Annotated in this window: 25 protein-coding genes; 19 read left to right on the top strand and 6 right to left on the bottom strand. The window is 72.7% G+C overall.

Going from position 1 to position 25724, the window contains the following annotated elements:
* Positions 1-70 precede the first annotated feature (70 nt).
* On the bottom strand, positions 71-769 hold the full coding sequence (locus ACFWRO_RS21545) for a helix-turn-helix domain-containing protein (RefSeq protein ID WP_384512569.1): 699 nt from the start codon (positions 767-769) through the stop codon (positions 71-73).
* Positions 770-865: 96 nt separating this feature from the next.
* Here ACFWRO_RS21545 and ACFWRO_RS21540 point away from each other — a divergent pair, with 96 nt between their 5' ends.
* From ACFWRO_RS21540 to ACFWRO_RS21510, 7 genes are all read left to right on the top strand, one after another.
* Complete coding sequence (locus ACFWRO_RS21540; protein WP_384512567.1) at positions 866-2500, top strand: amidohydrolase; 1635 nt, start codon at positions 866-868, stop codon at positions 2498-2500.
* A gap of 187 nt (positions 2501-2687) precedes the next feature.
* Entirely contained in the window at positions 2688-4331 is a 1644-nt protein-coding gene (locus tag ACFWRO_RS21535; protein ID WP_384512700.1) for an ABC transporter substrate-binding protein, read from the top strand.
* The gene (locus ACFWRO_RS21530) at positions 4328-5281 is read left to right on the top strand and encodes an ABC transporter permease (protein WP_384512565.1); all 954 of its coding nucleotides are present in this window, start codon (positions 4328-4330) and stop codon (positions 5279-5281) included. Before ACFWRO_RS21535 ends, ACFWRO_RS21530 begins: the two co-directional genes overlap by 4 nt.
* The gene (locus tag ACFWRO_RS21525) at positions 5278-6156 is read left to right on the top strand and encodes an ABC transporter permease (protein ID WP_384512563.1); all 879 of its coding nucleotides are present in this window, start codon (positions 5278-5280) and stop codon (positions 6154-6156) included. The genes ACFWRO_RS21530 and ACFWRO_RS21525 overlap by 4 nt, the downstream gene beginning before the upstream one ends.
* 5 nt (positions 6157-6161) lie before the next feature.
* The gene (locus ACFWRO_RS21520; protein ID WP_384512561.1) at positions 6162-7139 is read left to right on the top strand and encodes an ABC transporter ATP-binding protein; all 978 of its coding nucleotides are present in this window, start codon (positions 6162-6164) and stop codon (positions 7137-7139) included.
* Positions 7136-7951, top strand: a complete 816-nt coding sequence (locus ACFWRO_RS21515; RefSeq protein WP_384512559.1) for an ABC transporter ATP-binding protein — start codon at positions 7136-7138, stop codon at positions 7949-7951. The genes ACFWRO_RS21520 and ACFWRO_RS21515 overlap by 4 nt, the downstream gene beginning before the upstream one ends.
* Before the next feature lie 65 nt (positions 7952-8016).
* Entirely contained in the window at positions 8017-8448 is a 432-nt protein-coding gene (locus ACFWRO_RS21510) for a hypothetical protein (RefSeq protein WP_384512557.1), read from the top strand.
* A gap of 72 nt (positions 8449-8520) precedes the next feature.
* Here the strand turns inward: ACFWRO_RS21510 and ACFWRO_RS21505 are convergent, their stop codons facing one another.
* Entirely contained in the window at positions 8521-9072 is a 552-nt protein-coding gene (locus tag ACFWRO_RS21505; RefSeq protein WP_384512555.1) for a DUF1062 domain-containing protein, read from the bottom strand.
* 293 nt (positions 9073-9365) lie between these two features.
* On the opposite strand from ACFWRO_RS21505, the gene ACFWRO_RS21500 reads away from it, so the two are divergent.
* From ACFWRO_RS21500 to ACFWRO_RS21485, 4 genes are all read left to right on the top strand, one after another.
* On the top strand, positions 9366-10118 hold the full coding sequence (locus ACFWRO_RS21500; RefSeq protein WP_384512553.1) for a DJ-1/PfpI family protein: 753 nt from the start codon (positions 9366-9368) through the stop codon (positions 10116-10118).
* Positions 10119-10194: 76 nt separating this feature from the next.
* Positions 10195-10950 (top strand): (Fe-S)-binding protein, encoded by a 756-nt coding sequence (locus ACFWRO_RS21495; RefSeq protein ID WP_384512551.1) that lies wholly within the window; start codon positions 10195-10197, stop codon positions 10948-10950.
* Complete coding sequence (locus tag ACFWRO_RS21490; protein ID WP_384512549.1) at positions 10947-12416, top strand: LutB/LldF family L-lactate oxidation iron-sulfur protein; 1470 nt, start codon at positions 10947-10949, stop codon at positions 12414-12416. The genes ACFWRO_RS21495 and ACFWRO_RS21490 overlap by 4 nt, the downstream gene beginning before the upstream one ends.
* Positions 12413-13066, top strand: coding sequence for a lactate utilization protein C (locus tag ACFWRO_RS21485; protein ID WP_384512547.1), 654 nt, complete (start codon positions 12413-12415; stop codon positions 13064-13066). Before ACFWRO_RS21490 ends, ACFWRO_RS21485 begins: the two co-directional genes overlap by 4 nt.
* Before the next feature lie 100 nt (positions 13067-13166).
* Here ACFWRO_RS21485 and ACFWRO_RS21480 read toward each other — a convergent pair whose 3' ends face one another.
* On the bottom strand, positions 13167-13463 hold the full coding sequence (locus tag ACFWRO_RS21480; RefSeq protein ID WP_362010052.1) for a hypothetical protein: 297 nt from the start codon (positions 13461-13463) through the stop codon (positions 13167-13169).
* A 164-nt stretch (positions 13464-13627) separates the two neighbouring features.
* A complete protein-coding gene (locus tag ACFWRO_RS21475; RefSeq protein ID WP_384512545.1) occupies positions 13628-14563 on the bottom strand; it encodes a TIGR03564 family F420-dependent LLM class oxidoreductase in 936 nt (311 codons plus the stop codon).
* A 481-nt stretch (positions 14564-15044) separates the two neighbouring features.
* On the opposite strand from ACFWRO_RS21475, the gene ACFWRO_RS21470 reads away from it, so the two are divergent.
* The 6 genes from ACFWRO_RS21470 to ACFWRO_RS21445 are packed head-to-tail and all read left to right on the top strand — an operon-like array spanning position 15045 to position 22006.
* Positions 15045-15812: a GntR family transcriptional regulator gene (locus ACFWRO_RS21470; RefSeq protein ID WP_384512543.1), complete on the top strand. Its 768-nt coding sequence runs from the start codon at positions 15045-15047 to the stop codon at positions 15810-15812.
* 43 nt (positions 15813-15855) lie between these two features.
* A complete protein-coding gene (locus ACFWRO_RS21465) occupies positions 15856-16083 on the top strand; it encodes a ferredoxin family protein (protein WP_189962398.1) in 228 nt (75 codons plus the stop codon).
* Positions 16084-16097: 14 nt separating this feature from the next.
* On the top strand, positions 16098-17480 hold the full coding sequence (locus ACFWRO_RS21460; RefSeq protein ID WP_384512541.1) for an ABC transporter substrate-binding protein: 1383 nt from the start codon (positions 16098-16100) through the stop codon (positions 17478-17480).
* Positions 17477-18391, top strand: coding sequence for an ABC transporter permease (locus ACFWRO_RS21455; RefSeq protein ID WP_384512539.1), 915 nt, complete (start codon positions 17477-17479; stop codon positions 18389-18391). The genes ACFWRO_RS21460 and ACFWRO_RS21455 overlap by 4 nt, the downstream gene beginning before the upstream one ends.
* Positions 18388-19149, top strand: a complete 762-nt coding sequence (locus ACFWRO_RS21450; RefSeq protein ID WP_384512537.1) for an ABC transporter ATP-binding protein — start codon at positions 18388-18390, stop codon at positions 19147-19149. The genes ACFWRO_RS21455 and ACFWRO_RS21450 overlap by 4 nt, the downstream gene beginning before the upstream one ends.
* A gap of 49 nt (positions 19150-19198) precedes the next feature.
* On the top strand, positions 19199-22006 hold the full coding sequence (locus ACFWRO_RS21445; protein WP_384512535.1) for a fumarate reductase/succinate dehydrogenase flavoprotein subunit: 2808 nt from the start codon (positions 19199-19201) through the stop codon (positions 22004-22006).
* A 7-nt stretch (positions 22007-22013) separates the two neighbouring features.
* On the opposite strand, the gene ACFWRO_RS21440 is transcribed toward ACFWRO_RS21445, so the two are convergent.
* Positions 22014-22787, bottom strand: coding sequence for a class E sortase (locus ACFWRO_RS21440; protein ID WP_384512533.1), 774 nt, complete (start codon positions 22785-22787; stop codon positions 22014-22016).
* A gap of 94 nt (positions 22788-22881) precedes the next feature.
* Complete coding sequence (locus ACFWRO_RS21435; RefSeq protein ID WP_384512531.1) at positions 22882-23595, bottom strand: hypothetical protein; 714 nt, start codon at positions 23593-23595, stop codon at positions 22882-22884.
* 258 nt (positions 23596-23853) lie between these two features.
* Here ACFWRO_RS21435 and ACFWRO_RS21430 point away from each other — a divergent pair, with 258 nt between their 5' ends.
* Positions 23854-24897, top strand: coding sequence for an iron-containing redox enzyme family protein (locus ACFWRO_RS21430; RefSeq protein ID WP_384512529.1), 1044 nt, complete (start codon positions 23854-23856; stop codon positions 24895-24897).
* A gap of 91 nt (positions 24898-24988) precedes the next feature.
* On the top strand, positions 24989-25675 hold the full coding sequence (locus ACFWRO_RS21425; RefSeq protein WP_384512527.1) for a 2OG-Fe dioxygenase family protein: 687 nt from the start codon (positions 24989-24991) through the stop codon (positions 25673-25675).
* The last annotated feature ends 49 nt before the right edge of the window (positions 25676-25724 follow it).

Below are 25724 nucleotides of genomic sequence, written 5' to 3'. Positions count from 1 at the left end.
CCCCGCGCACCCACCCGCCGAGGCCGCGAGCAGCCACCCCAGCCGCTCGCGGCCTCCGCCGCGCCCGCCCCTACCCCCGCAGCCGTGCCTCCGCCGCCTCCAGCATCAGGTCCAGGGCGAACGGATACCCGCTCTCGCGCATGTCGGCGGCGAGGAGCGGGAACGTCGCCGCGACGTTCGGGTGGGTGTCCGGCGGGAGCTTCCCGTACGAGGAGAGCCACACCTCCTCGTCGGCCTCGCGGGCCGGCGTCGGCAGGGCGTTGGCCGCCGCGTCCAGGGCCGCGAAGGCCAGCGCCTGGTCGACGAAGGCGTGGTAGAGCCGGACGGCGGTCGGATCGGGGAAGCCCGCCCCGCGGAGGATGCCGAGGATCTTCTCCACCGCCGCCGTCTCGTGGGCGCGCCCGGTCGTCCGGTGCGCCGCGAGCAGTGCGACCTGCGGGTTCTCCACGTACACCCCGTGGATCCGCAGCCCCATGTCGCGGAGGTCCACGCGCCAGTCCCCGGTGGGCGTCCAGCCGTCCTGGGCGAGCCCGATGAACTCGTCGGCAAGGCGGAGCAGCAGGTCGTCGGTGTTGCGGAAGTACCGGTAGAGGGAGCTGGGGTCGGCGCCGAGGGCGGTCCCGAGCCGCCGTACGGAGAGCGCGTCCGCGCCGTGCTGCGTGACGAGCCGCAGCGCCGTGTCGATGATCAGCCGTTCCGAGAGGACGGCGCCTTGCTTGGTGGGCCTGCGCCGCCGCCGCTGCCCTTCGGGAACCACTCGCTCGGCCATGCCCGGACCTTACGACAACAGCATTGACATGTAAACGCACCGACCAGTTCCATATCCGTTCACCAGACCCCTCCGCACTCTCGCTCTGGAGCCCCCATGTCCAAGGCCGATCTGGTCTTCACCCACGGCCCCGTCCACACCGGCGATCCCGCCCGCACCCGGGCGAGCGCCCTCGCCGTCACCGGGGAGCGCATCACCGCCGTCGGCCACGACGACCTCCACGCACTCATAGGACCGGACACCGAGGTCGTGGACCTGCGGGGCAAGGTGCTGCTGCCCGGCTTCCAGGACGCGCACATCCACGCCGTCTTCGGCGGGACGGAGCTGGCCGAGTGCGACCTGACCGGCACGGTCGGCGTCGAGGACTACCTGGCCCGGATCCGGGAGTTCGCCGACGCCCACCCGGACCGCCCGTGGATCACCGGTGGCGGCTGGTCGATGGAGAGCTTCGAGGGCGGTCTGCCGACCCGACAGCTCCTCGACGCGGTGGTCCCCGACCGCCCGGTCTACCTCGTCAACCGCGACCACCACGGCGCGTGGGCCAACACCCGCGCCCTCGAACTCGCCGGACTCACAAAGGAGTCGGCCGATCCGGTCGACGGCCGGATCGAGCGCGAGCCGGACGGCACCCCGAGCGGCACCCTGCAGGAGGGCGCCACCGGCCTGGTCTCACGGCTCGTCCCGCCGAGCACCCCCGCCGCCCGGCTCGCGGGTCTGCTGCGCGCGCAGGAGCTGCTGCACTCGCTCGGCATCACCGGCTGGCAGGACGCGATGCTCGGGGTGTACGGCGGCAACCCCGACCCCTCCGACGCGTATCTCGCCGCCGCCCGCGCCGGGACGCTCACCGCCCGGGTCAACGGGGCGCTGTGGTGGGACCGCGAGCGGGGCGCGGAGCAGATCGACGAACTCGTCGAACGGCGCCGCGCGTTGTCGTACGGGCGGTTCCGGGCCGACTCCGTGAAGATCATGCAGGACGGCGTCGCCGAGAACTTCACGGCCGCCATGACCACGCCGTACCTCGACGGCTGCGGCTGCCCGACCGCCAACTCGGGCCTGAGCTTCATCGATCCGCTCGCCCTGCGCTCGTACGTGACCCGACTGGACGCCCTCGACTTCCAGGTGCACTTCCACGCGCTCGGCGACCGGGCGGTGCGCGAGGCCCTGGACGCGGTCGAGGCCGCGGTCGAGGCCAACGGGCGGCGCGGGAACCGGCACCATCTCGCGCATCTCCAGGTGGTGCACCCGGACGACATGGAGCGCTTCGCCCGCCTGGGCGCCGTCGCCAACATCCAGCCGCTGTGGGCCGCGCACGAACCGCAGATGGACGAGCTGACGATCCCCTTCCTCGGGCCCGAACGGGCCTCGTGGCAGTACCCGTTCGGCTCCCTGCTCCGCGCCGGGGCCACCCTGGCGGCCGGCAGCGACTGGCCCGTCTCCAGCCCCGACCCCCTCGCGGGCCTGCACGTCGCGGTGAACCGCAAGGAGCCCGGCGCGACCGACGAGCGCGTCTTCCTGCCGGAGCAGCGCCTCGACCTGACCACCGCCGTCGCCGCGTACACCGCCGGTTCGGCCCATGTGAACGGCCATGACGAGACCGGCACGCTCCTCCCGGGCATGCTCGCCGACCTCGTGGTGCTCGACCGCGACATCTTCACCGCGCCGCCGGAGGAGATCGCCGAGGCGAGGGTGCACAGCACCTACGTCGGCGGCACGCGCGTGTACTCCGCCTGACGCCCCATAGCGAAACACGCCGACACACCGACCATCGGCCCACCGACACACACCGACTCGTTCCCGCGCGCAGCCGGCGCGCGGCGCCGTGAGGCCCGTACCCCATCCCCCCACCCGGCAGCACCGCTCCTCGCTCGATCCCCCAGCGCCCGTCACTACACCCGTAAAGGGGTGGGTCTCCTTGCGCATGTCCAGAGCCACCGCACTGCTCGTCCGTACCGCCACCGCCACCACCGCCGCCGCCCTCGCGGCCGCCACCGCCGGCTGTTCCGGCGCCACCACGTCCGGGGCGGGCTCCGCCGCCTACACGGTCACGCCCACCTCCCCGCCGGCAAAGGGCGCTCTCACCTCCCTCACCTGGTCCCTCTACGCCGAGCCGTACACGCTCGACTACGCCCTCGCCTACGACTACCCGCCCAACACCGTCCTCGCCAACGTCTGCGAGCAACTGCTGCGGGTCACCCCCGACTTGAAGATCGAGCCCGGTCTCGCCGTGAAGTACGCCAACCCGGACCCGAAGACCTGGGTGTACACGCTGCGCCCCGGTGTGACGTTCCACGACGGCACGACGATGACCGCCGACGACGTGGTCGCCTCCCTCAAGCGCCACATGGACCCGGCCACCGGCTCCCCCTGGGGCTCCGCGTTCAAGAACGTCGCCTCGATCACCTCCTCCGGACCGCTTGAGGTGACGATCAGGCTGAACAGGCCCGACGTCCTCCTCAACGAGCTCCTCGCCGCCTCCCCGGGCACGGTCGAGAGCGCCGCCTTCCTGAAGAAGGCGGGCAAGGACTACGGCGGCCCGAAGGGCAAGGTGAACTGCACCGGCCCGTACGCGCTCGACGGCTGGGCGCAGGGCGAGAGCGTGACGCTCAAGAAATATCCGAAGTACTGGGACAAGGCTCTGGTCCCGAAGAACGACACGGTGACCTTCACCTTCATCGAGGACCCGGCGGCCCGCACGAGCGCCTTCCTGTCCGGTACCTCCGACGGCGGCTACATGGTGCCTTCCTCCTCGATCGCGCAGTTGCGGGGGACGACGAAGGGGAAGCTGTACTTCGGCCCCAACACGGCGGCCGCCGACCTCTCCGTCCTCAACCTCAAGGGCCCGCTCGGTGATCTGAAGGTCCGTCAGGCGCTCTCGATGGCGCTCGACCGGAAGAACATCGTCAAGGCGGCGGCCGGTGGTGTCGGCGTCCCGGCGAAGGCCCCCACCGCGCGCGGCGCGTGGGCACTCGTACCGGAGAAGACGGACGCGTACTTCGCGGCGCTGCCCGAGCCGGTCTACGACGTGGCGGCCGCGAAGAAGCTGATCCAGGAGGCCGGCGCCGCCGGGCGCACGATCACGCTCGCGACGAGCACGCTCGCTCCGGAGATCAGCGTCGTGGCCAACGCCGTTCAGGCGGCGGGCAAGGAGATAGGGCTGGACGTACGGCTCAAGTCCGTCGCCCCGGAGGCGTACAGCAGCATCTTCGTCGACCCCACCGCCCGCGAGGGCCTGGACCTGGTCGTCACCAACGGGTACGACAACACGCCGGACCCGCTGGAGTTCTACCAGTACCTGCGCACGGGCGACTTCGGGAACTACGGCAACTGGTCAAACGCCGAGTACGACGCCGCCTTCGACAAGGCGAACGCCGAGCCCGACCCGGCCCGACGGGCGGACCTGACCGCCGAGCTGATGAAGATCGCCGTACGTGAACTCCCTGTCATCCCGCTCTACGAGGCGCCGTACTCGGTCTTCCTCGGCAGCCGGGTGACCGGCGCGCCCACCGGCATCGCCCAGCTGTACTACCCGTGGGCCGCGACGATCGGGGCGGCCCAGTCATGACGCGCTATCTCGCGGGCCGGCTTCTCGGCCTTGTGGCGGTGCTGTTCGTGACCTCGGTCGTGGTCTTCGGCGCCGTGCACCTCGCTCCCGGCGACCCGGTGTCGTTCCTGCTGCACGGCCGTCCCGCGACGCCCGAGGCGGTCGCGTCGCTGCGCGCCCAGTACCACCTGGACGACCCGGTGCCTGTCCAGTACGCGAAGTGGCTGGGCGGGGTCCTGCGGGGCGACTTCGGCCGCTCCGCGCAGTTCCACCAGGACGTCGGCGCGCTGATCGGCTCGCGGCTGTCCGGCACGGGCGTGCTCATCGGGTACGCGGCGCTGCTCGTCGCCCTCCTCGGGGTGTCCGGCGGCGTGCTCGCGGCCCTGCGGCCCGGGACGGTGGACCGGGCGGTGCTGCTCGGCACCGGTGTGGCGACGGCGACCCCCTCGTTCGTCAGCGCCATCGGCCTCGTCTCGCTGTTCTCCGTCCAACTGGGCTGGTTCCCGGGGCCCGGTGGGACGCCCGAGGACTTCGGCGACCGGGTGTACCACCTGACGCTGCCGGCCTTCGCCCTCGCGATCACGTTCGCCGGGCTGCTAGCCCGGGTGACCCGATCGGCGATGCTTGACGAGCTGGGGCGCGAGCACGTCGAGGTGGCGCGCGCCCGGGGTGTCGCGGGCCGCGCCGTAGTCCGCCGCCATGTGCTGCGCAACGCGCTCGGTCCGATCGTCACCGTCGGCGGCACGATGCTCGCCTCCCTGCTGATCAGCACGTCCATCGTGGAGACCGCGTTCAACGTGTCCGGGGTCGGTTCGCTGCTCGTGCAGTCCGTGACCGCGAAGGACTTCGCCGTCGTCCAGGCGATCACCCTGCTCGGCGTCACGGGCTTCGTCCTCGTCAATCTCCTCGTCGACCTGCTCGTTCCGCTGGTCGACCCCCGCCTGTCGCTCCACGGGGAGGCCTCCAGATGACCACCACCCTCTCGCCGCCGCCGAGCGCGCTGCGCCGCCGCCCGGGCATGCGCGGGCTGCGCGTCCTGGGACAGGGCCCGCTCTTCACGGCCGCCGTCGTCGTCCTGGTCGCGCTCGTCCTCGTCGCCGTCCTCGCGCCCGTCCTCGCGCCGTACGACCCGGAGGCGCTCGACCTGTCGGCGAGCCTGGTCGGCACGGGCGGCGACCATCTCCTCGGCACCGACCAGTCGGGCCGGGACATCCTGTCGCGGCTGCTGCACGGCGCCCGGACGGGCCTGCTCGGACCGCTGCTGGTCGTGGGCGTCTCGACGGCTCTCGGCACGCTCCTCGGCCTCGTCGCCGCCTGGCGCGGCGGCTGGGCGGACGCCGTACTCTCGCGGTCGATGGACCTGGTCTTCGCGCTGCCGGGGCTGCTGCTCGCGATCCTGCTCGTGGCCGTCCTCGGCTCGGGCATGACCGCGCCGGTGATCGCCATGGCGGTGGCGTACACACCGTACGTGGGACGGCTCGTGCGCGGGATCGCCCGTCAGGAGAAGGCCCGTCCGTACATCGAGTCGTACCGGGTTCAGGGCTGGTCGGGCTGGACGATCTGCCTGCGCCATCTGCTGCCCAACATCGCCCCGACGGTCTTCGCGCAGTCCGCGATGAACTTCGGGTACGCCCTGATGGACCTGGCCGCGCTGTCGTACCTCGGCTTCGGCGTGCAGCCGCCCACGGCCGACTGGGGCGCCATGATCAACGATGGCCAGGGGGCGCTCCAGCAGGGCGCGATGCTCCCCGCGATGGCGCCGTCGGTCTGCGTCGTCCTGGCCGTGGTGGCGTTCGGCATCGTCGGCGAGGGGATCGCCGACCGGATCGCGAAGCGGGAACGGTGAGCACGATGGACAAGCAGTCTCCAGTCCTGCAGATCGACGGACTAGGGGTCCGGCTGCCGGACGGGCAGGCGGCCAGGCCGCTCCTCGACGGGGTCACGCTCCGGGTCGCGGCCGGCGAGACGGTCGGCCTGGTCGGCGAGTCCGGGTCGGGCAAGTCGGTCGCGTGCCGCAGCGTGCTCGGCCTGTTGCCGGCCGGGGCGCGGACGAGCGGTGAGGTACGGGTCGGGGGCCGGGACGTCCTGACGATGGACCGCGCCGCGCTGAACCGACTGCGCGCCCGGCAGGTCGCCATGATCTACCAGGACCCCCGGGCCTCGGTGAACCCGCTGCGCCGCGTCGGCGACTTCCTCACCGAGGGGCTGCGGGGCGCCGGGACCCCGGCCGCGGTGGCGCGGGCCCGGGCCGAGGAACTCCTCGACGCCGTCGGCATCCGCGACCCGCGCGGCGCGCTGCGCCGCTATCCGCACCAGTTCTCGGGCGGCATGCTCCAGCGGGTGGTGATCGCGGCGGCGCTGGCGGGCGAGCCGGAGCTGCTGGTCGCGGACGAGCCGACGACGGCGCTCGATGTCACCACGCAGGCCGAGATCATCTCCATCCTCACCCGCCTCCAGGCGGAGCGGGGCACGGGTCTGCTCTTCGTCACGCACGACCTGGAGCTGGCGTCGGCGATCTGCGACCGCGTGTACGTGATGTACGCGGGCCGGATCGTCGAGACGGCGGGTACGGACGCGCTGTTCGACCGCCCGCGCCACCCGTACACGGCGGGCCTGCTGGCCTGCACCCCGCGCATCGAGGCCGGGGCCCCGCCCCCTCGCCCCATCCCGGGCCGCCCTGTCTCCCTGGCCGAGACACCCCCTGGCTGCGCCTTCGCGGCGCGCTGCGCGCACGCGCTGCCGAGGTGCGCGGAGGAGCCCCCCGTACTGATCGCCCAGGGCGACGGCCTGACGGCCTGCCACCGCGCGGACGAAGGAATCGAACTGTGAGCACTGCGCCGTCGGACCTGGTCGTGGAAGGCCTGCGCAAACGCTACGGGAACCATCTGGCCGTGGACGACGTGTCGTTCACCCTCGCGCCGGGCGCCTCGCTCGGCATCGTCGGCGAGTCCGGCAGCGGCAAGACGACGACCGTGCGGATGCTGGTCGGCCTGGAGCGCCCCGACGGCGGGACGGTCCGCGTCGGCGGCCGCGACCGCTCGACCCCGGCCCGCGGCCGAGCCGAACGCCTCGCGCGGGCCCGCGAGATCCAGATGGTCTTCCAGGACCCGTACCTCTCCCTGGACCCCCGAGTACCGGTGGCGAGGTGCGTGGAGGAGGTACTCCGCCTCCACCACCCCATGGACGCCCGCGCGCGGGAGGCCCGCGTAGCCGAACTCCTCGACCAGGTGGGCCTGGGCGAGCGGGAGGCGTCCGCCCTCCCCGGCCGCCTCTCGGGCGGCCAGCGCCAACGCGTGGCGATCGCCCGCGCGCTGGCCGCCGAGCCACGGGTCCTCGTCCTGGACGAGGCGGTGGCGGCGCTGGACGTCTCGATCCAGGCGCAGGTCCTGGAGCTCCTGACGAGGATCCGCCGCGAGACGGGCATCGCCTTCCTCTTCGTGACCCACGACCTGGCGGTGGTCCGCCACATCACGGACGAGGTGATGGTCCTGAAGGCGGGCCGAATCGTGGAGCACGGCCCGACGCCCCGCCTCCTGGACACACCGGCCGATCCCTATACCCGCCTCCTCCTCGACTCCGTCCCCCACCGAGGCTGGAACCCGTCCCGGGCGTCGGCGGGCCGCAGGCTTACGGGGGCGTGAGGCCCTTGGTCGTGTCCGGCGAAACTGTCTAGCCCGGGCTGCCGCCACGTAGGCATGATGCGGCGGTGGACTACTGGGAATATTTCATCGCACCGGACGACGAATCGGCCGCACAGGTACAGGGATTCGGGACGGCCGGCGCCTACGAAGCGATGCCTGTCGGCAACTACGACCCGCGGGATTCCGTGGTCGAGTGGGAGGGGCTGTTCGCCGGGGTGACGCCGCAGGTACTCATCCGGGCCGGTGAGCCGCGGCTGCTGAGTTGGCTCACCAACGACGGCAGCTATGTCTTCGTGTTCTCGGCGCGTCTGCAGAACTCGCTCGCAACGGCGGATCGGGAACAGCTCGACTCGGTCGCCCGAGCCTGGTCGCGGCTGCGCCGGGAGGAGGGCGACGACATCTCCGAGGAGGAGGCGATCGACCACCTCGGCGACGTCTCCGTCTGGGCGCGCAAGGCCAAGGACCAGGGGCTTCGGCTCTACTGCTCCGTGACGTAGCGGACTTGGTGATCGACGGCGAGGGCCTGTCCGGCGGATCGTGCCGGACAGGCCCTCGGTCGCGGGGCGGGCTCAGCGCTTGAGCGTGAAGGTGAAGTCGCCGGAGAGCCTGCCGCTCAGCCGGACCGCCGAGACGATGTTCCCCTCCGTGATCAGTCGCTCGACCTCGGCCCGCGAAAGACCGCACCCTTCAGCGATCAGGCGCACCGGCCGGACGGGGATCCGCGCGGCGAAGCGGACCGAGACGTCGACCTTCCTCACGCTCTCCAGGTGAGGGGATCCGCCGGTGTCGAGGCGCCAGGCGTTCTCCCAGTCGAGAGCGATGCGGTTACGCCGCCGCACGACCGGGTCCTGAAGCAACTCGGCCGCCAGGCCGAGGTCGTTGCCATGAAGCCGGTCCAGGAGTTCAGGTCGTACGGAGCGCACGTTCATCCGCTCCAGAACCGTGAGCTTCGCCGTTTCCCCGCACGCCGTGCAGAGCACGAGGAGCCAGGCGTCGATGAGCTTGTGGTGGGCGTTGACGCGAAATTTGCCGTTCGCCCGGAAGCGCTCGGACGCGCACGTGTGGCAACGGCGGAGAACGAGCGGCAGGCACGTGGGCATGACCACCCAGGTGGTGAGCACAGGAGTACACCGGTTTCAGTGAGAAGTCCGCAGCAAAAAGGAGCGCGGCGCACATGCGCGACGCGCGACGATTCATCGCTCGGGAGGTCTCACAGGGTGTACAACGGCACGTCCTTGCCCAGACAGTTGGTCGGGCAGCACGGTACTGACACACAGCGGCACCGCTCCACCGGATTTCCCCGGCCGACGACGAACGCACGGTCCCGGAACTCCCGTGCCCCGCGCCGCGACCAACTACCCGTGAGGCCGCTGGGGTTCAGTGGCGAGGTTCGTGACGGGTGGAGGCTTGCGGCATGGTGGGGATCGATCGGCGGAAGGCGCTGGGGGCGGCGGCGGGTGCGGGGGCCGTCGTCGCCGGGTGGGGTGCCGGCGGTGGGACCGCGGCGGCGGCCACCGCGAGCGCGTCGGCCACGTGGAGTGCCGAGCGGCCCTTGCGCGTGCACATCGTCGTGTTCGACGGCGCCGAGGAGCTCGACATCTTCGGCCCGCTCGAGGTGTTCGGGGCGGCCAGGGCCATGGGGTATCCCGTACAGCCCCTGCTGGTCACCAGTGGGAAGCGGCCCGGTCGGGTCACGGCGAGCTTCGGCACCGAGATCGCCGTCCCGGGCGGCTGGGACCCGAGCGCCGCCGACGCCCTCGTCGTCCCCGGCGGCGGCTTCCGGAAGCGCGACGCGCCCGGCATCTGGACCGAGATCGCCAAGGGCGTCCTCCCCCGCGCGCTGGCCCGCGCCGAACGGCCGTCCCTGACCGTCCTCGGCGTGTGCACCGGGGTCATCGTCCTGCATGCCGCCGGGCTCATCCGCGACAGGCCCTGCACGACCCACCACGGGGCACAGCATTACCTCAAGGACCAGGGCGCCGACGTCCGTACCGTCCGCGTGGTCGACGACGGCAACCTCGTGTGCGCCGGCGGCGTCAGCTCCGGCATCGACGGCTCGCTGTGGCTCCTGGAGCGGGAGCTCGGCTCCGAGGTCGCCACCCGCGTCGAGGCGCTGATGGAGTTCGAGCGCCGGGGAACGGTTCTGCGTACGGCCGCTGGAGCATGAGTTCCGAAGGGGTACGTTCCGGGGAGAGGATCACAGGATCGATGGACGTGACCTGACACCTGACCCTAGGAGCCCGATGCGTGTCGCTCTCTTCCTGACCTGTGTCAACGACACGCTCTATCCCGACACCGGCCGCGCCGTCGTACGGCTGCTGACCCGTCTTGGCGTCGACGTCGACTTCCCGCCGGGTCAGACCTGCTGCGGGCAGCCGCAGTACAACACCGGCTACCGCCGCCTCGCGGAGCCGCTCGCGTTCCGCTTCGCCGAGGTCTTCGGCGCGTACGACGCGATCGTCACGCCGTCCGGTTCGTGCGGGGCCATGGTGCGCGAGCTGTACCCCCGCATGGGCGAGCGGGCCCGGGCGGAGGGGCGTGGCGGCGGGCTCGCCACGGCCGTCGCGCCGGTGGTGCCGAAGACGTACGAGCTGACCGAATTCCTCGTCGACGTCCTCGGGTTGACGGATGTCGGCGCCTACTATCCGCACAAGGTCACCTACCACCCCACCTGCCACGGCCTGCGCGGCCTCGGCCTCGCCGACCGGCCCCAGCGGCTGCTGGCGGCGGTCAAGGGCCTGGAGCTCGTGGAGCTGCCGGGCGCGGAGGAGTGCTGCGGCTTCGGCGGCACCTTCGCGGTGAAGAACCCCGACGTGTCCGCCGCGATGGGCGCCGACAAGGTCCGCAGCGCCGTCTCGACCGGCGCGGACGTGCTCTGCGCCGCCGACAACTCGTGTCTGACGCACCTCGGCGGCACGATGAGCCGGCTCGCGGTCGGCGTCCGGCCCGTCCACATCGCCGAGATCCTGGCGAGCACGGAACAGGAGCCCCTGGCATGAGCAGCACGAGCGGTACGAGCGGTACGAGCAGTACGAGCGGTGCCTTCCTGGGCATGCCTGCCTTCCCGAAAGCCGCGCACGAGGCCGTGCGGAACCCCACCCTGCGCGCCAACCTCCGGCACGCCACGCACACCATCCGCGACAAGCGGGCCAAGGCGGTCGCCGAGCTGGACGACTGGGCCGAGCTGCGCGAGGCCGGCAAGCTGATCAAGGAGCACACTCTTCGCCATCTCGACCACTACCTGGTGCGGTTGGAGGAGGCCGTCACGGCCGCCGGTGGTGTCGTGCACTGGGCCGCCGACGCCGACGAGGCCAACCGGATCGTCACCGACCTCGTGAAGGCCACCGGGGAGACCGAGGTCGTCAAGGTCAAGTCGATGGCCACGCAGGAGATCGGGCTCAACGAAGCCCTGGAGGCCGAGGGCATCGCCGCCTACGAGACCGATCTCGCCGAGCTGATCGTGCAGTTGGGCAAGGACCGGCCCTCCCACATCCTCGTCCCCGCCATCCACCGCAATCGCGGCGAGATCCGCGACATCTTCCGGGCGGAGATGGGGAATTGGGGGCGCCCGGCGCCCGAGGACCTCACCGACCGGCCCGCCGATCTGGCGGAGGCCGCCCGGCTCCACCTCCGGGAGAAGTTCCTGCGCGCCAAGGTCGGTATCTCCGGCGCCAACTTCATGGTCGCCGAGACCGGCACGCTGGTGGTGGTCGAGTCCGAGGGCAACGGCCGGATGTGCCTGACCCTGCCCGAGACGCTGATCTCCGTCGTCGGCATCGAAAAGGTCGTCCCGACCTGGCGGGACCTGGAGGTCTTCCTCCAGACCCTGCCCCGCTCCTCGACCGCCGAGCGGATGAACCCGTACACCTCCCTGTGGACGGGTACGACGGACGGCGACGGGCCGTCCACCTTCCATCTCGTCCTGCTCGACAACGGCCGCACCGACACCCTCGCCGACGAGGTCGGCCGGCAGGCGCTGCGCTGCATCCGCTGCTCGGCCTGCCTCAACGTCTGCCCGGTGTACGAACGGGCCGGCGGCCACGCCTACGGCTCCGTCTACCCCGGCCCCATCGGCGCGATCCTCACGCCCCAACTCCGGGGCACGGCAAGCGAGATCGACGCCTCACTGCCGTACGCCTCCTCCCTCTGCGGGGCCTGTTACGACGTGTGCCCGGTCGCCATCGACATCCCCGAGGTCCTCGTCCACCTCCGCGAGAAGGTCGTCGAGCAGGGCGGCCACCGTCTTGAGGGCGCGGCGATGGGGGCGGCGGCCTGGGCCTTCGACCATCCGCGCGCGTACGAGGCCGGACAGCGCCTGGCCGCCCTCACCCGCCGCCTGCACCCCTCGCGGCTGCCCGGTCCCGGGCGCGCGTGGACGGACAGCCGCGACCTCCCCGAAGTACCGGCGGAGTCCTTCCGCACCTGGTGGAAGCGCGAGCACGACCGAAAGGAGGGATCCGCGTGAGCAGCAGGGACCTCGTCCTGCGCCGGATCCGCCAGGCCCTGACCGACGTACCCCCGACCGACCACCCGGACACCGCGTACGAGGACGCCGTGCCGCGCGCGTACCTCCGGGAGCACGGAGACCGGGACACCGGCCGGACCGTCGACCTCCTCGCCGAGAACCTGGCGGAGTACCGGGCCGTCGTCCACCGCTGCCGCCCGGAGGAGGTGGCGGAGCTGATCGGCCGCCTCCTCGCCGGGCGCGGCGCGCGCCGGGTCCTCGTACCGGCGGGGGTGCCCCACGCGCTGCTCGATCGTACGGACGCCACCGTCGTCGCGGACCGGGCCGACCTCACCCCGTACGAACTCGACGCCGTGGACAGTGTCGTGACCGGCTGCGCGGTGGCCGTCGCCGAGACCGGCACCGTGGTCCTCGACGCCGGTCCGGACCAGGGCGGACGCCGGCTCACCCTCGTCCCCGACCACCACGTGTGCCTGGTCCGCGTCCCGGAGCAGGTCGTCGGCTCGGTCCCACAGGCCCTCGAACGGCTCGACCCGACGCGCCCCCTGACCTGGATCTCGGGCCCTTCGGCCACCAGCGACATCGAACTCGACCGGGTCGAGGGAGTTCATGGACCGCGACGGCTCGATGTCGTCCTGGTCGTGGCCTGAGTGGCCTGAGTGGTCGCGTACGTCAGTGCCTGAGTGCCTGAGTGCCGCCTGAGTACCTGAGTACCGTCCCGCCGGGCACCCCCGCCCGGCGGGACCCCCCTCACTCGCCCGCTGCCGCCGCCAGCGGCTCACGGGACAGCGGAGCCCGTTCGGCCGGCCGGTGGACCAGGGTGAACGGGATGGAGAGGCTGTCGCACATCCTCTTCGCGCGGGCGACCGCGCTCATCGTCGCGGCGGAGGCCGGGCCGCCGGGCAGGTCGAGGACGACGGCCGCCGGCCGGTGGGCGTCGACCAGGGCCTGGATGAGGAGAGCGGCGGCGGCCCGATTCGTGACGTCGAGGCCCTGATGCAGTGTGACGCGGAGCGTGCCGACGTCGATGTGGTGGGTGAGAAGCATGCGACCTCCAGACGGAACCTCGGGTGTGCCCCGGCAGTCCGACGGCGGAGCCAGGGGCAAAAGGGCTGGTTCCCGGCATTTGGCCCGGGAAAACCCAGGTCAGGCCCCCTTCCTGCACCTGGCCCCGCCGGTCGCCCCGCCCAGGCAGGCGGCCGGCCCGCCGGTCAGGTGCCGGACGCCAGCTCTCCGAGGAGCTTCCAGGTGCGGCGGCGGTCGTCCTCGCCGCCCAGGTCGGTCGCCGTAAACACCACTTCCGTCGCCCCCGCCTCCCGGTAGCGCCGGACCTCCGCCGCGACGGTCTCCTCGTCCCCGATCACCGCCACCTCGGCGGCCCGCTCGGCTCCGGACAGGGCGATGACCCGCTGGTAGGAGGGGATCTTCTCGTACAGCGCCAGCATCTCGGCAGCCTTCTCCCGTACCGCGTCGGCGTGGGCGCGAGCCGTGACCACGCCGGGGACGAGCGCCACGACGCGCGGTGCCGGCCGCCCGGCCGCCTCTGCGGCGGCGGTGAGGGCCGGGACTATGTGCTCCGCCAGGGCGCGCGGCCCGGCCAGGAACGGCAGGGCCCCGTCGGCGAGTTCTCCGGTGACACGCAGGGCCTGCGGGCCCATCGCGGCGACCAGGAGCGGCACGGGCGGGGCGGCTCCGGGTACGGCCGCCGGGAGCGGGGTCGTGGCGGTCAGCAGTTCGCCGTGGAAATCGGCGGCGCCGGTCTCCACCAGCTGGCGCAGGGCGGTCAGGAACTCCCGGAGCAGAGCGATGGGACGCTCGTACGGGATGCCGAAGCCGTCCTCGGTCAGATGCCGGGTGCCGAGGGCGAGCCCGAGGTGGTAGCGGCCGCCGGTCGCGGCCTGGGCGGTCTGCGCCTGGCTGGAGACGAGCAGCGGGTGGCGGCCGAAGATCGGGATCGCGGAGGTCCCCACCTGTAACCCGGGCACCTCGCGCCCGACGATCGCGGCGAGCAGGGGAGAGTCGTACGAGAAGGTCTGCCCGAACCAGGCCGAGCGCAGGCCCGCGTCATGGGCCTCCCGCGCGAGCTGGACGGTGCTGTCGATGTCGAGTTGGTGGGCGGTCGAGCTGAGCGTCACTCCGATGGTCATGCTCCGGGCAACAGCCCGCAGCGCGTGCGGCATTCCGGCTCGGGGCGCGCGGTCTTCCGGCTCGGGGCGTGCCGTCTTCCGACTCGGGGCGCGCGGGGTGCCGTCTCAGGGCGCGCGGGGTGCCGTCTCAGGGCGCGCGGTCTTCCGTCTCAGGGCGTGCGGGCGCCGTCTCAGGGCGTGCGGGGTGCCGTCTCAGGGGCGAGAGGCATTCCGCCCCAGGGGCGTGCGGCATTCCTCCTCGGCGCCGCCCGGCGTTCCGCCTCACGGGCGCGGCATCCCGCCCCAGGGGCACGCCGCACTCCGCCTCAAGGGCGCGCCGTGTCGCATCGTGGGCAACGTGTGTCCAGCTGGTGGGCCCGTGGGTGGCGGATCTTGTGAGGTCGTCGAGGAAACCGCAGGTCACAGCCGCGCCTTCGGGGCGTCAGGTGGCGCAATACCGCCGCAACACCACGCTCACGCCCGCCCCGGTACGTTCCCAGACATGCCAGCCGAACCCACCCCCGCCTCCCTCCCGGTCGCCGCCGCGCGGCGTCGGCGGCTCCGCGCGGACCGGGCCCGGCAACTCGCCGACCTGCTGCGCCATCAGATCCTGACCGGCGGCTTCCCCGGCGGCGTCCTCCCCCTGGAGGACGTCATCGCCGCCGACTACCGGGCCAGCCGGAACACCGTCCGCCAGGCCCTGGACCTGCTGCGCGGCGAGCAACTCGTCGAGCGGCAGCCGGGGGTCGGCACGGTCGTCGTCTGCGAGAAGTACCCGCACGGCCTGAACCGGCTCCAGGGCCTGGCGGAGACCCTGCACGAGCACGGCAGGGTCACCAACGAGGTACGGACCATGGGGCCGGTCGCCGCGTCCGGGCCCGTGGCCCACCGGCTGCGCCTGCCCGAGCACACGGACGTGCTCTGCATCGAGCGGCTGCGCCGGCTGAACGGGCTGCCGCTCTCCCTCGACCTGTCGTACCTCCCCATGGACATCGGCGGCGAACTCCTCGGCTGCGACCTGGAGAACACGGACGTGTTCCGGCTCCTGGAGACGCTGACCGGCCGCCCGCTGGGGCACGCCGAGATCACCCTCGAAGCCGTCAACGCCGACGCGCACTCCGCCGCCGTGCTCCAGGCCCCGCGCGGGGCGGCCGTACTGATGCTGGAGCGGCTGACCTGTCTGCCCGACGGGCGGCCCGTGGACCTGGAGTTCATCCGGTTCCGGGGCGACCGCATCACCATGAGCGGCCTGCTGCACCGCTCCCTCTGACCCCTGCCCGAGCACCCCCCGCCCTTCCTTCCTGGAGACAGCCATGCCTCTGGTGCCGCAACGCGCCGACGTGCCCGTGACCATCGACGAGTCCCTGTGCATCGACGGCTGCACCCTCTGCGTCGACATGTGTCCGCTCGACTCGCTCGCGATCCGCGAGGACAACGGCAAGGCGTACATGCACGTGGACGAGTGCTGGTACTGCGGCCCGTGCGCCGCCCGCTGCCCCACGGGCGCGGTCACCGTCAACATGCCCTACCTGCTCCGGTGAAAGGCCCGACTCCCATGCCCGGCACCCGCACCACCCCGCTCCGCTCCCTCTCCCTCCCCCTTCTCTCCCTCGCGCTGCTGCTGCCGCTGGCCACCGCCTGCGGCGGCGCGGCGGACGCCGACGGCCCGGCCGGCGACGGGCGCACCGTCACGGTGACCGTCGGCTACCAGTCGAAGACCATCAACACCGTCACCGCCGGCACCCTCCTGCGCTCGCTGGGCTACTTCGAGGAGGAGCTCGCCGCGCGCGGCAAGAAGGACGGCGTCAGCTACGAGGTCGTCTGGCAGGACTACGCGACCGGTGCGCCCATCACCGCCCAGATGACCGCGGGAAAGATCGACATCGGCTCGATGGGCGACTTCCCGCTGCTCATCAACGCGGCGCGCGGCAAGCAGCTGCGGCAGCCGACGCGGCTGGTCTCGGTCACCGGCTACAACCTGCGCGGCGGACTCAACACCGTGGTCACCAAGCCCGGTTCGCCCGTCCGGTCGCTGGCCGACCTGCGCGGCAAGAAGGTCTCCACGAGCGTCGGTTCGGCCGCCGACGGGACGCTCGTACGGGCTCTCCAGCGCGCGGGCGTCGACCCGGCGAAGGACATCAGGAAGCTGAACCAGCAGCCCAGCGTCGGCGCGTCCGCGCTGACCGCAGGAAGCGTCGACGCGCTGTCCCAGTTCGTCGCCTGGCCGGGCCTGTTGGCCTTCGAGGGCCGCGCCACGGCGCTGTACGACGGGGCGGAGCTGAACCTGCCGACCTTCCACGGGGTCACCGTCCGGGAGAAGTTCGCGAAGGAACGGGCGGGGGTCCTCGACGACTTCCTCACCGCCCAGCGGCGGGCCACCGACCACCTCCGGGCGCGCCCGGTCGCCGCCGCCGAGTCGGTGGCCGAGGACACCGGTCTGCCGGCCGAGGTGGTCTACCTCTACAACGGCGCCCAGGGCATCGCCATCTTCGACCCGGAGCTGCGCCCGGAGCTGGTCGACGCGCTGAAGCAGGACGTGCCGCTCCTGAAGGAGGCCAAGCTGGTGGGCGACGTCGACGTGGACGCCTTCGTCGACCGGGCGCCGCTGGCGCGGGCGGCCTCGAAGAGCGCTCCGTACCCGAAGGCGGCCGCCGCCCGGCCAGAACTGTGGCTGAAGGGGCAGAGCGACACCCGTACGTTCGACAGCCCGAAGGCCCTCCTGAAGGCCGTCGCGGGCGCGGACTCGGCCGTCCGGGCCGCGTACGTGCCGGACGCGGTGACCGGCACGTCCTGGTTCGCCGACAAGGCGGTCTGGGTCGCCGAAGGCGCCGAGCTGCGGGCCTTCGTGACCCCGGCGGGAGCGCGGGCGTACGTCGACGGGCACGCCGGGTCCCGGGTCGTCGACTACCCGACGGCCCTCCGGTTGGCCGCGTCATGAGCGCGGTCGGCCGCCGGCTGCTGCGGGCCGGCTCGCTCGTGGCGGCGCTCGGCCTGTGGCAGCTGCTGACCACGCTGGACGTCAACCTCTGGCTGCGGTTCGAGCAGTTCCCCACGGTCGGCGAGGTGGCCGCCGCGTTCGCCGACCGGGTGGGCACGGAGGCGTACTGGCAGGACCTGGGCCACAGCCTGCGCCGGATCGTGGTCGGCTTCCTGCTGGCCTCGGTGCTCGGCGTGGCGGTCGGGACCCTGATCGCCCGCTCCCGCTGGGCCGCTGATCTACTGGGCCCGGTCCTCGAAGTGGCCCGTCCGATACCGGCCATCGCCCTGGTCCCGGTCGCCATCCTGCTGCTGCCCAGCAACGAGCAGGGCATCGTGTTCATCACCTTCACCGCGGCCTTCTTCCCGGTCCTCGTGTCGACCCGGCACGCGGTGCGCGCCCTCTCCCCCGTGTGGGAGGAGGCCGTGCTCACCATGGGCGGCGGCCGGGCGAGGGTGCTGTTCTCGGTGGTGCTGCCCGGCGCCCTGCCGGGGGTCTTCGGCGGGCTTTCGGTGGGGGTCGGCGTCTCGTGGATCTGTGTGATCTCGGCGGAGATGATCTCCGGTGAGTACGGGGTCGGTTACCGCACCTGGCAGGACTACACGGTCGTCGACTACCCGGGGGTCTTCGTCGGCATGGCCACCATCGGCGCCCTGGGCTGGCTCACCTCCACGGCCGTGGAGCTCCTCGGCCGCCGGGTGACCTCCTGGCTCCCCCGGCCGGCCGCCAGGCCCGTCTCCCGCCGTCGCGGTCGACCGGGCTTCGGCCGGAACGACTCCGGCTCCGGCTCCGGTACGGCGCCGGCTGCCGCGGCCGTCACCGCCCCCGCCCCCGCCCCTGTCCCCTCCCCCGACAAGGAACCGGTGTCATGACCAGCCCAGCCGTGTCCGGGACCCTCGCGTCCGAGACCTCCGGTGCCGAACTCGCCCTGCACGACGTACGGCTCGGGCACGCGGACGGTGCCGTCGTGTTCGCCACCTCCGAGCTACGGGTGGCGCCAGGGGAGTTGCTGGCCGTGGTCGGCGCGTCCGGGTGCGGCAAGTCGACCTTGCTGCGCACCCTTGCCGGGCTGCTCCCGCCTCTGGACGGCCGGGTGACCCACGACGGTCGGCGGATCGAAGGGCCGGACGCCGACCGGGCGTTGGTCTTCCAGGACGACGCCCTGCTGCCCTGGCGGACCGTCCGCGCCAACGTGGAACTGCCCCTGGCGATCCGCCGGGTCCCCCGGGCCGAACGGCGCCGGTCCGCCGCCGAGTGGCTGGACCGGGTCGGCCTCGCCGACCACGCGGGCAAGTTGCCCCACCAACTGTCCGGCGGGCAGCGGCAGCGCGTCCAACTGGCCCGCGCCCTCGCCGGCAAACCACGGGCGGTCCTGATGGACGAGCCCTTCGGCGCGCTCGACGCGCACACCCGCGCCGGGATGCAGGACCTCCTCGTGGAGATCCTGCGCGGCACGGGAGCCACCGTCGTCTTCGTCACGCACGACGTGGACGAGGCCGTCCACCTGGGCGACCGCGTCGCGCTGCTCCCGTCCGGCGAGGTGCTGGACGTGCCGCACCCGCGCCGCAGGGACGCCCGGCAGGCGCCCGCCACCGCCGAGCTGCGCCGCCGCGTCCTCGCCTCCCTCTGATCCGAGCCGCTCTCCGATCCGTACGAAGAAGACCCCCGAAAGGCACCCCGTGGACACCACACCGTCCGCCGTACTCACCGTCCCCGACCTCGCCGACGCGACCGAGCTGACCTGCGACGTCCTCGTCATCGGCGGCGGCACGGCCGGCACCATGGCCGCGCTGACGGCCGCCGGGCGCGGCGCGAACGTCCTCCTCCTGGAGAAGGCGCACGTGCGGCACTCCGGCGCCCTCGCCATGGGCATGGACGGGGTCAACAACGCGGTCGTCCCGGGCCGGGCCGAACCCGACGACTACGTCGCCGAGATCACCCGCGCCAACGACGGCATCGTCGACCAGTCCACCGTCCGCCAGACCGCGACCCGCGGCTTCGCGATGGTGCAGCGACTCGAGTCGTACGGGGTGAAGTTCGAGAAGGACGAGCACGGCGAGTACGCGGTCCGGCAGGTGCACCGCTCCGGTTCGTACGTGCTGCCGATGCCGGAGGGCAAGGACGTCAAGAAGGTCCTGTACCGGCAGTTGCGGCGGCGCGAGATGCGGGAGCGGATCCGGATCGAGAACCGGATCATGCCGGTGCGCGTGCTCACGCACCCGGACGACGGGCGGGCCATCGGGGCGGCCGGATTCCACACCCGTACCGGTGAGTTCGTCACCGTGCGGGCGGGAGCCGTCATCCTGGCGACGGGCGCCTGCGGCCGGCTCGGCCTGCCCGCCTCCGGCTATCTCTACGGGACGTACGAGAACCCCACCAACGCGGGCGACGGCTACGCCATGGCGTACCACGCGGGCGCTGCACTGACCGGCATCGAGTGCTTCCAGGTCAACCCGTTGATCAAGGACTACAACGGCCCGGCCTGCGCGTACGTGGCGAACCCGTTCGGCGGCTACCAGGTGAACCGGCACGGCGAGCGGTTCGTCGAGTCGGACTACTGGTCCGGGCAGATGATGGCCGAGTTCGCGAACGAACTCGCCTCGGACCGGGGGCCGGTGTACCTGAAGCTCAGCCATCTGCCCGAGGAGACGATCGGCGCCGTCGAGTCGATCCTGCACACGACGGAGCGCCCGACGCGCGGCACCTTCCACCAGGGCCGGGGGCACGACTACCGCACCCACGACATCGAGATGCACATCTCCGAGATCGGGCTCTGCGGCGGTCACTCCGCCTCGGGGGTACGGGTCGACGCGCAGGCCCGCACGACGGTTCCCCGGCTTTACGCGGCCGGTGACCTGGCGTGCGTACCGCACAACTACATGATCGGGGCGTTCGTCTTCGGTGACCTGGCCGGCGAGGACGCGGCCCAGTACCGGGCGTACGAAGGGGAGTTGCCACCCGAGCAGGTGGCCGCCGCCCACGAGCTGGTCTACCGTCCGCTGCGCAACCCCGACGGGCCGCCGCAGCCGCAGGTGGAGTACAAGCTGCGCCGGTTCGTGAACGACTACGTGGCGCCGCCGAAGACCGGCGCGAAGCTGTCGCTCGCGGTGGAGGCGTTCACCCGGATGTCGGCGGAGATCGAGGGTCTCGGGGCGCACACCGCGCACGAGTTGATGCGGTGCGCGGAGGTGTCGTTCATCCGGGACTGCGCGGAGATGGCGGCCCGGGCCTCGCTGGCGCGGACCGAGTCCCGCTGGGGGCTCTACCACGAACGCCTCGACCACCCGGAGCGCGACGACAGGGGCTGGCTGCACCATATCGACCTGCGCAAGTCCCCTTCCGGGGCGATGGAGTTCACGGCCCGCCCGATCGAGCCGTACGTCGTCCCGGTCCCTGAGTTCACCCCGGAGCAGGGCCCTGAGCGGTGGCTGGGTGAGGTGGCGCTGGTCCCGACGGCGACGGCGGGCCGCCGGGACGCGCCACCGGCGGCGACCGCGCGGACCGTGACCGCCGCGACCCCGGGCCCGGCCCCCGCCCCGGTCACCGCTTCCCCATCGGACGGGACGAACCCCGCCCTCCTCCGCCTCCTCGCGCTCGCCGAGGAGGCTCCCGACCTGGACGCGCTCCGCCCGTACCTCACCGACGCCGACCCGGCCGTCCGGACCGCCGCGGTGGTCACGCTCGGGGAGACCGTGCCGTCGGGCGCCGGGCCCGCGCTGGCCAGGCGACTGCGGGACGCCGCGCCCCAGGTCCGGCACGCCGCGGCGGCGGCCCTGCGGGAGCTGGTCGAAGTGCTGCCCGCAGAGGCCGAGTTGGGTGCGGGGCTCCGGGAGGCCCTGGCCGGGACCGACCCGGTCGTCCGGTCCGCCGCGCTGGAGGTGCTGCGCGCCCTCCGGCTCGGCGACGCCGCCCTGTACGCCTCCGTCTACGCCGACGCGCTCGCCGAGACCGACGCCGACACGGCCGCCATGACCGACACCAACGCCGACCTCGACGTCCGCGTCCACGCCGTCCGTGCCCTCGTCTCGGTGGACGCCGTCGCGGAGCTCGCGGTGGCCGCCGCCGACCCGGCCCGCGAGGTTCGGGTCGCCGTGGCGCGTGGCCTCGCCGCCGTACGGACCCCGGCGCCCGCGCCGCTGCGCCCGCTCCTGGCCGACCCTGACCCGCTCGTCCGGGCCGCCGCCCTGGCCGCGCTCGCCGTCACCGGCTGCCCGCCCGCGTACGCCGGGACCGTCGTGGACGCGCTCACCGACCCCGCCTGGCAGGTGCGGGCCGGCGCGGCGACCGCCCTCCGTGCGGCCCCGGCCGAGCAGGCCGTCCCCGCGCTCGCCAAGGCCCTGGCCGACCCGAACGCGGACGTCCGCAAGGCCGCCGTCCTCTCGCTCCACCCCCACCGCACCGCCCCGGACGCCCGCACCGCCCTCACCACGGCCACCACCGACCCGGACGCCGACGTCCGCGCCCACGCGGCGCGGGCCCTCTCCTGACCGGTCGCTACGCGGGCCGCTCCGCGGTCAGGACGCCGATCTTGTCGATGCGGTGCTCGGGGTTGCCGTTGGCGTCCCGCCAGAAGTTGCCCGCCGCGTTGTCCTCGGGGGTCGCGCAGGTGGAGAGCGTGATCATGGCCCGGGTGGGCTTCTCCCCCGGCTCGCCCGGCACGGCCGCCCGCTGCTCGGCGAGGGAGCGGTCCGAGCGGAAGGACGTGCTCCGCGTCTCGACGATCGTGTACGTGTACACGGTGCCGGCGGCGGTGACGTGCACGAGGTCCCCCACCTTGACGGAGGGCAGCTCGCGCAGGACCCCGCCGGCCGAGAGCCGGTGGGCGGTCACCAGGTAGTTGCCGATCTCCCCCGGTCCGACGCCCCCGCGCGCGCCGTGGGGGCTGGCGGCCACGCCGCGGTCCTGGATCCGGGTGCCCGCCCGGTCGTCGGTGGTGCCCTGGTACGGCACGACGTCCATCCCGTCGACGCCGATCGACGGGATGGATATCTCGGCGGGCACGGGCTGCCGCGGCGAAGGCGGCTCCGACGACGTCGGAGCGGGCGCGGGCGGCGGTGGGGCCGGGGGCACGGGCGCGGGGCCTGTGTCGGAGGCGGAGACGGTGACCGATGGCGTCGGGGCGCTGTCCTGGGCGGTGGGCGTGCCCGTACAGCCCCATAGGGCGGCGGCGACGACCGCGACCGAGGCAACCGACAGGGCCGGGACGCGGCGTGCGCCCCGGCCTCCGCTCGGACCCCGACGAAGGGTCCCGCCATCCTGGGCACCCATGTCCCCAGGATGGCCCAATCCCGGCGCCCTGGCACCCCGGCCCCGGCGCACCGGCACCCCGGTCCCGACCCCGGCGCCCCGGGGCGGCTGCCGGTCAGCCGACGCGGTCCCCGGCCGCCACCCGGTGCGCCTCCAGTCCTGGGGCGGCGAGCAGCTCGGCGATCAGCTCCTCCGAGCCGCACACGTACGTGCTCACCAGGTCGACGTCTCCGCCCACGCACCAGGCCCGGTCCCGCGGCCACCACAGATCGGGGAGCTCGGCGAACGGCTCCTCTGCGTCGACGGAGACCACGTCGGCCAGCGGTCCGGAGAGCAGGATCTCGTCCCGCTCCGGGGTGCTGAATGTGGGCGTCCCGTGCCACTCCCGGCGGCCGTAGCCGTGCCAGAGCCCGAACCAGCACCGCTCGGGCGTGGCCGTGTGCCGGGTCAGTACGGGGATCAGGGCCTCGGCGACCTCGGCCGGCGTGGGGCCTTCGGCGGGGTGCTCATCCCACACCCCGGGCAGGCCGTAGTCCTCGGCGTTCTGGTAGAACCGTTCGGCGCCGATCACCTCGTACCAGTCGGTCAGCGCTCCGACCCGCCGCGCGTACGCCGCGGCGACGGTCTCCCAGCGCACCGGGCGCTCGTCGAGGGCCGCGGGGTGCAGCACCCGCGCGTACGCCGCGAACCCGGGTGCGGCGACACCGCTGACTGTGCCGAACTCCCCGTAGCCAGGGCGGCGTTCGGTCAGCCAGCCCGCCGGTCCGAGGTCGTCCCGCTCGACCTTCAACCGCCCGTACGTGAGGGACGCCTCCGCACTCCCACCCATCACCGCCATCACCTCCGTCACCACGCGCCGGGACTGCCCGAGGGCCTCCCGAGGACCACCCAGGGGGCTACGTCAGCCTAGTCGCGCGGGCCGTCCGGGGACGTACAGAGCACGTACACAGGACGTCCAGCGGGCCCCTTGCAGAATGGCAACGCCCGCCGCCCCGGTGGCCGCCGCGAGGCACGACTTCGCCGCGGCGGTGGTGCGCGGACCACGTGTCGAGAATCTGATTCGTCCAGTGAATCCAAGGGGAAACACATGCCAGAAGTCGGCGGCTCCAAGGGTCTGAATGTCTCCGGTGACCCGTTCCTGTCCACCGTGGACAGGGTGTGCGCATGGCTCGGCTCCGCGCCCGAGAAGGTGGACGCCCTGTCGGGCGGCGAGCGGATCCAGGTCCTGGGCGAGGTGGCCGACATCAACGCCGCCGCTGCCGCCGGGGACAGCGGCGCCCTGTACGCGCAGCAGTATCTGCTCGACAGGATCTACCAGTTGTACACGAAGATCCCCGGGCAGCAGAGCGCCGAGGGCTCTGTCGTCATCTACGAGATAGCCCGGCTCCTGGAGACCGCCACGGCGGCCGCGCAGGACCGGCTGATCGAGCCGGGTCTGCTCGAAGAGGCGCCCACCGAGCCCCGTGAGTACCTCTCCTGGCTCAAGACCATGGCGAAGAACCACCGGGTCTACAAGCACCCGTACTACCACGAGTTCATCCGCAACACGGCCACGGAGGGCGACCTCCGGAACTACGTGATGCAGGAGTCGGTCGTGGACGGCCGCTTCGACGACCTGCTCGCCATGATGCAGGTGGGCACGGCCGGCGCCGCCAAGTTGGAGATCGCCGCCAACTTCTGGGACGAGATGGGCAACGGCAAGCCCGAGGAGGTCCACACCCACCTCTTCAGCAAGATCTACGAGGTCTTCGAGATCTCGGAGGACGAGCTCGCCCGCTCGCTCACCGCGACCTCGCTGCTCAACGGCAACCTCGCGGTCATGCTGTGCCGCCACCGCACCCTGTACCCGGAGGCCGTGGGCTTCCTCGGGATGACCGAGTGGATGGCGCCCGACCGGTTCGTGCAGGTCGTGCACGCCTGGGAGCGGCTCGGTCTGCCGGAGGTCGGGATCGTCTACCACAAGCTGCACATCACCATCGACTCCCAGCACGCGCAGGGCTGGTTCCACAACGTGGTGCTGCCCGCCGCCGAATCCGCGGACATGCGGCGCGCCATCGCCCGCGGCATCCTCTGGCGGCTCAACTCCTCTGCCGCCTACCTGGACGAGCGCATGCCTTCCGTCGCCGCCTGACGTCCGGCGCCCGACGTCACGCATCACGCATCACGCGTCTTGCGTCCGACGTCCGTCCTTCGTCGCCACCCCACCTTCTGGAGGAGACACCATGCCCCTCGGCAGCGAACGGTTCACCATCATCGACCTGCCGGAAGTCTCGGCCGACGTCCTGCCCAGCTACGACGACTGCCCGGTCGACGAGTACATGGGCCACGGCACCCGCTTCAAGCGCTTCTCGCAGTACCGCCTCCGCCCCCAGGGCGAGGACGCGTGGTCGTTCGAGCGGCTCGCGCACCGGGACTACACCACGTACAAGAAGTTCAACTCGGTCGGCGGCGGCATCCGCCGCATATACGAGCCCATCAAGGTCGACTTCACGCCGCTCATCGAGCACGGCGTCCGCGAGCTCGGCCTGGACCGGTCCGAGGACTGGCAGATCAACGTCCACCAGAACCGGACCAAGGCGGACGGCGGCAAGCCGGGCCCGCTCACCCCGGAGGGCGTGCACCACGACGGGCACGAGTTCGTGATGATCGCGGTCCTCGACAAGGTGAACGTCGGCGGCGGCCAGACCCGGCTGTGGAACCCGGGGGCCGACGAGCCCTTCTGGACCGGGACGCTGGAGCCCGGGCAGGCGGTCCTGCTGGACGACCGCGCGCTGGCCCACGACGTCACCGACGTGCTCTCCGGCGACGGCGGCCCGGGCCACCGGGACATCGTCATCATCGCGTTCTCGCGGTGGGCGGAGAAGTGGTACGGCGAAGAGCACGACTCCGCCGCGCTCGCCGAGCAGTGACCTGGGGCGCCGCTCCGGGGCGGGGCACCACGCCTCGGAGCGGCGCCGC

The organism is Streptomyces sp. NPDC058579 (genome assembly GCF_042718575.1).
GTDB lineage: Bacteria > Actinomycetota > Actinomycetes > Streptomycetales > Streptomycetaceae > Streptomyces.
Note: the sequence above shows the minus strand (reverse complement) of the source record. Positions and strands in the feature narration are given on the sequence as shown.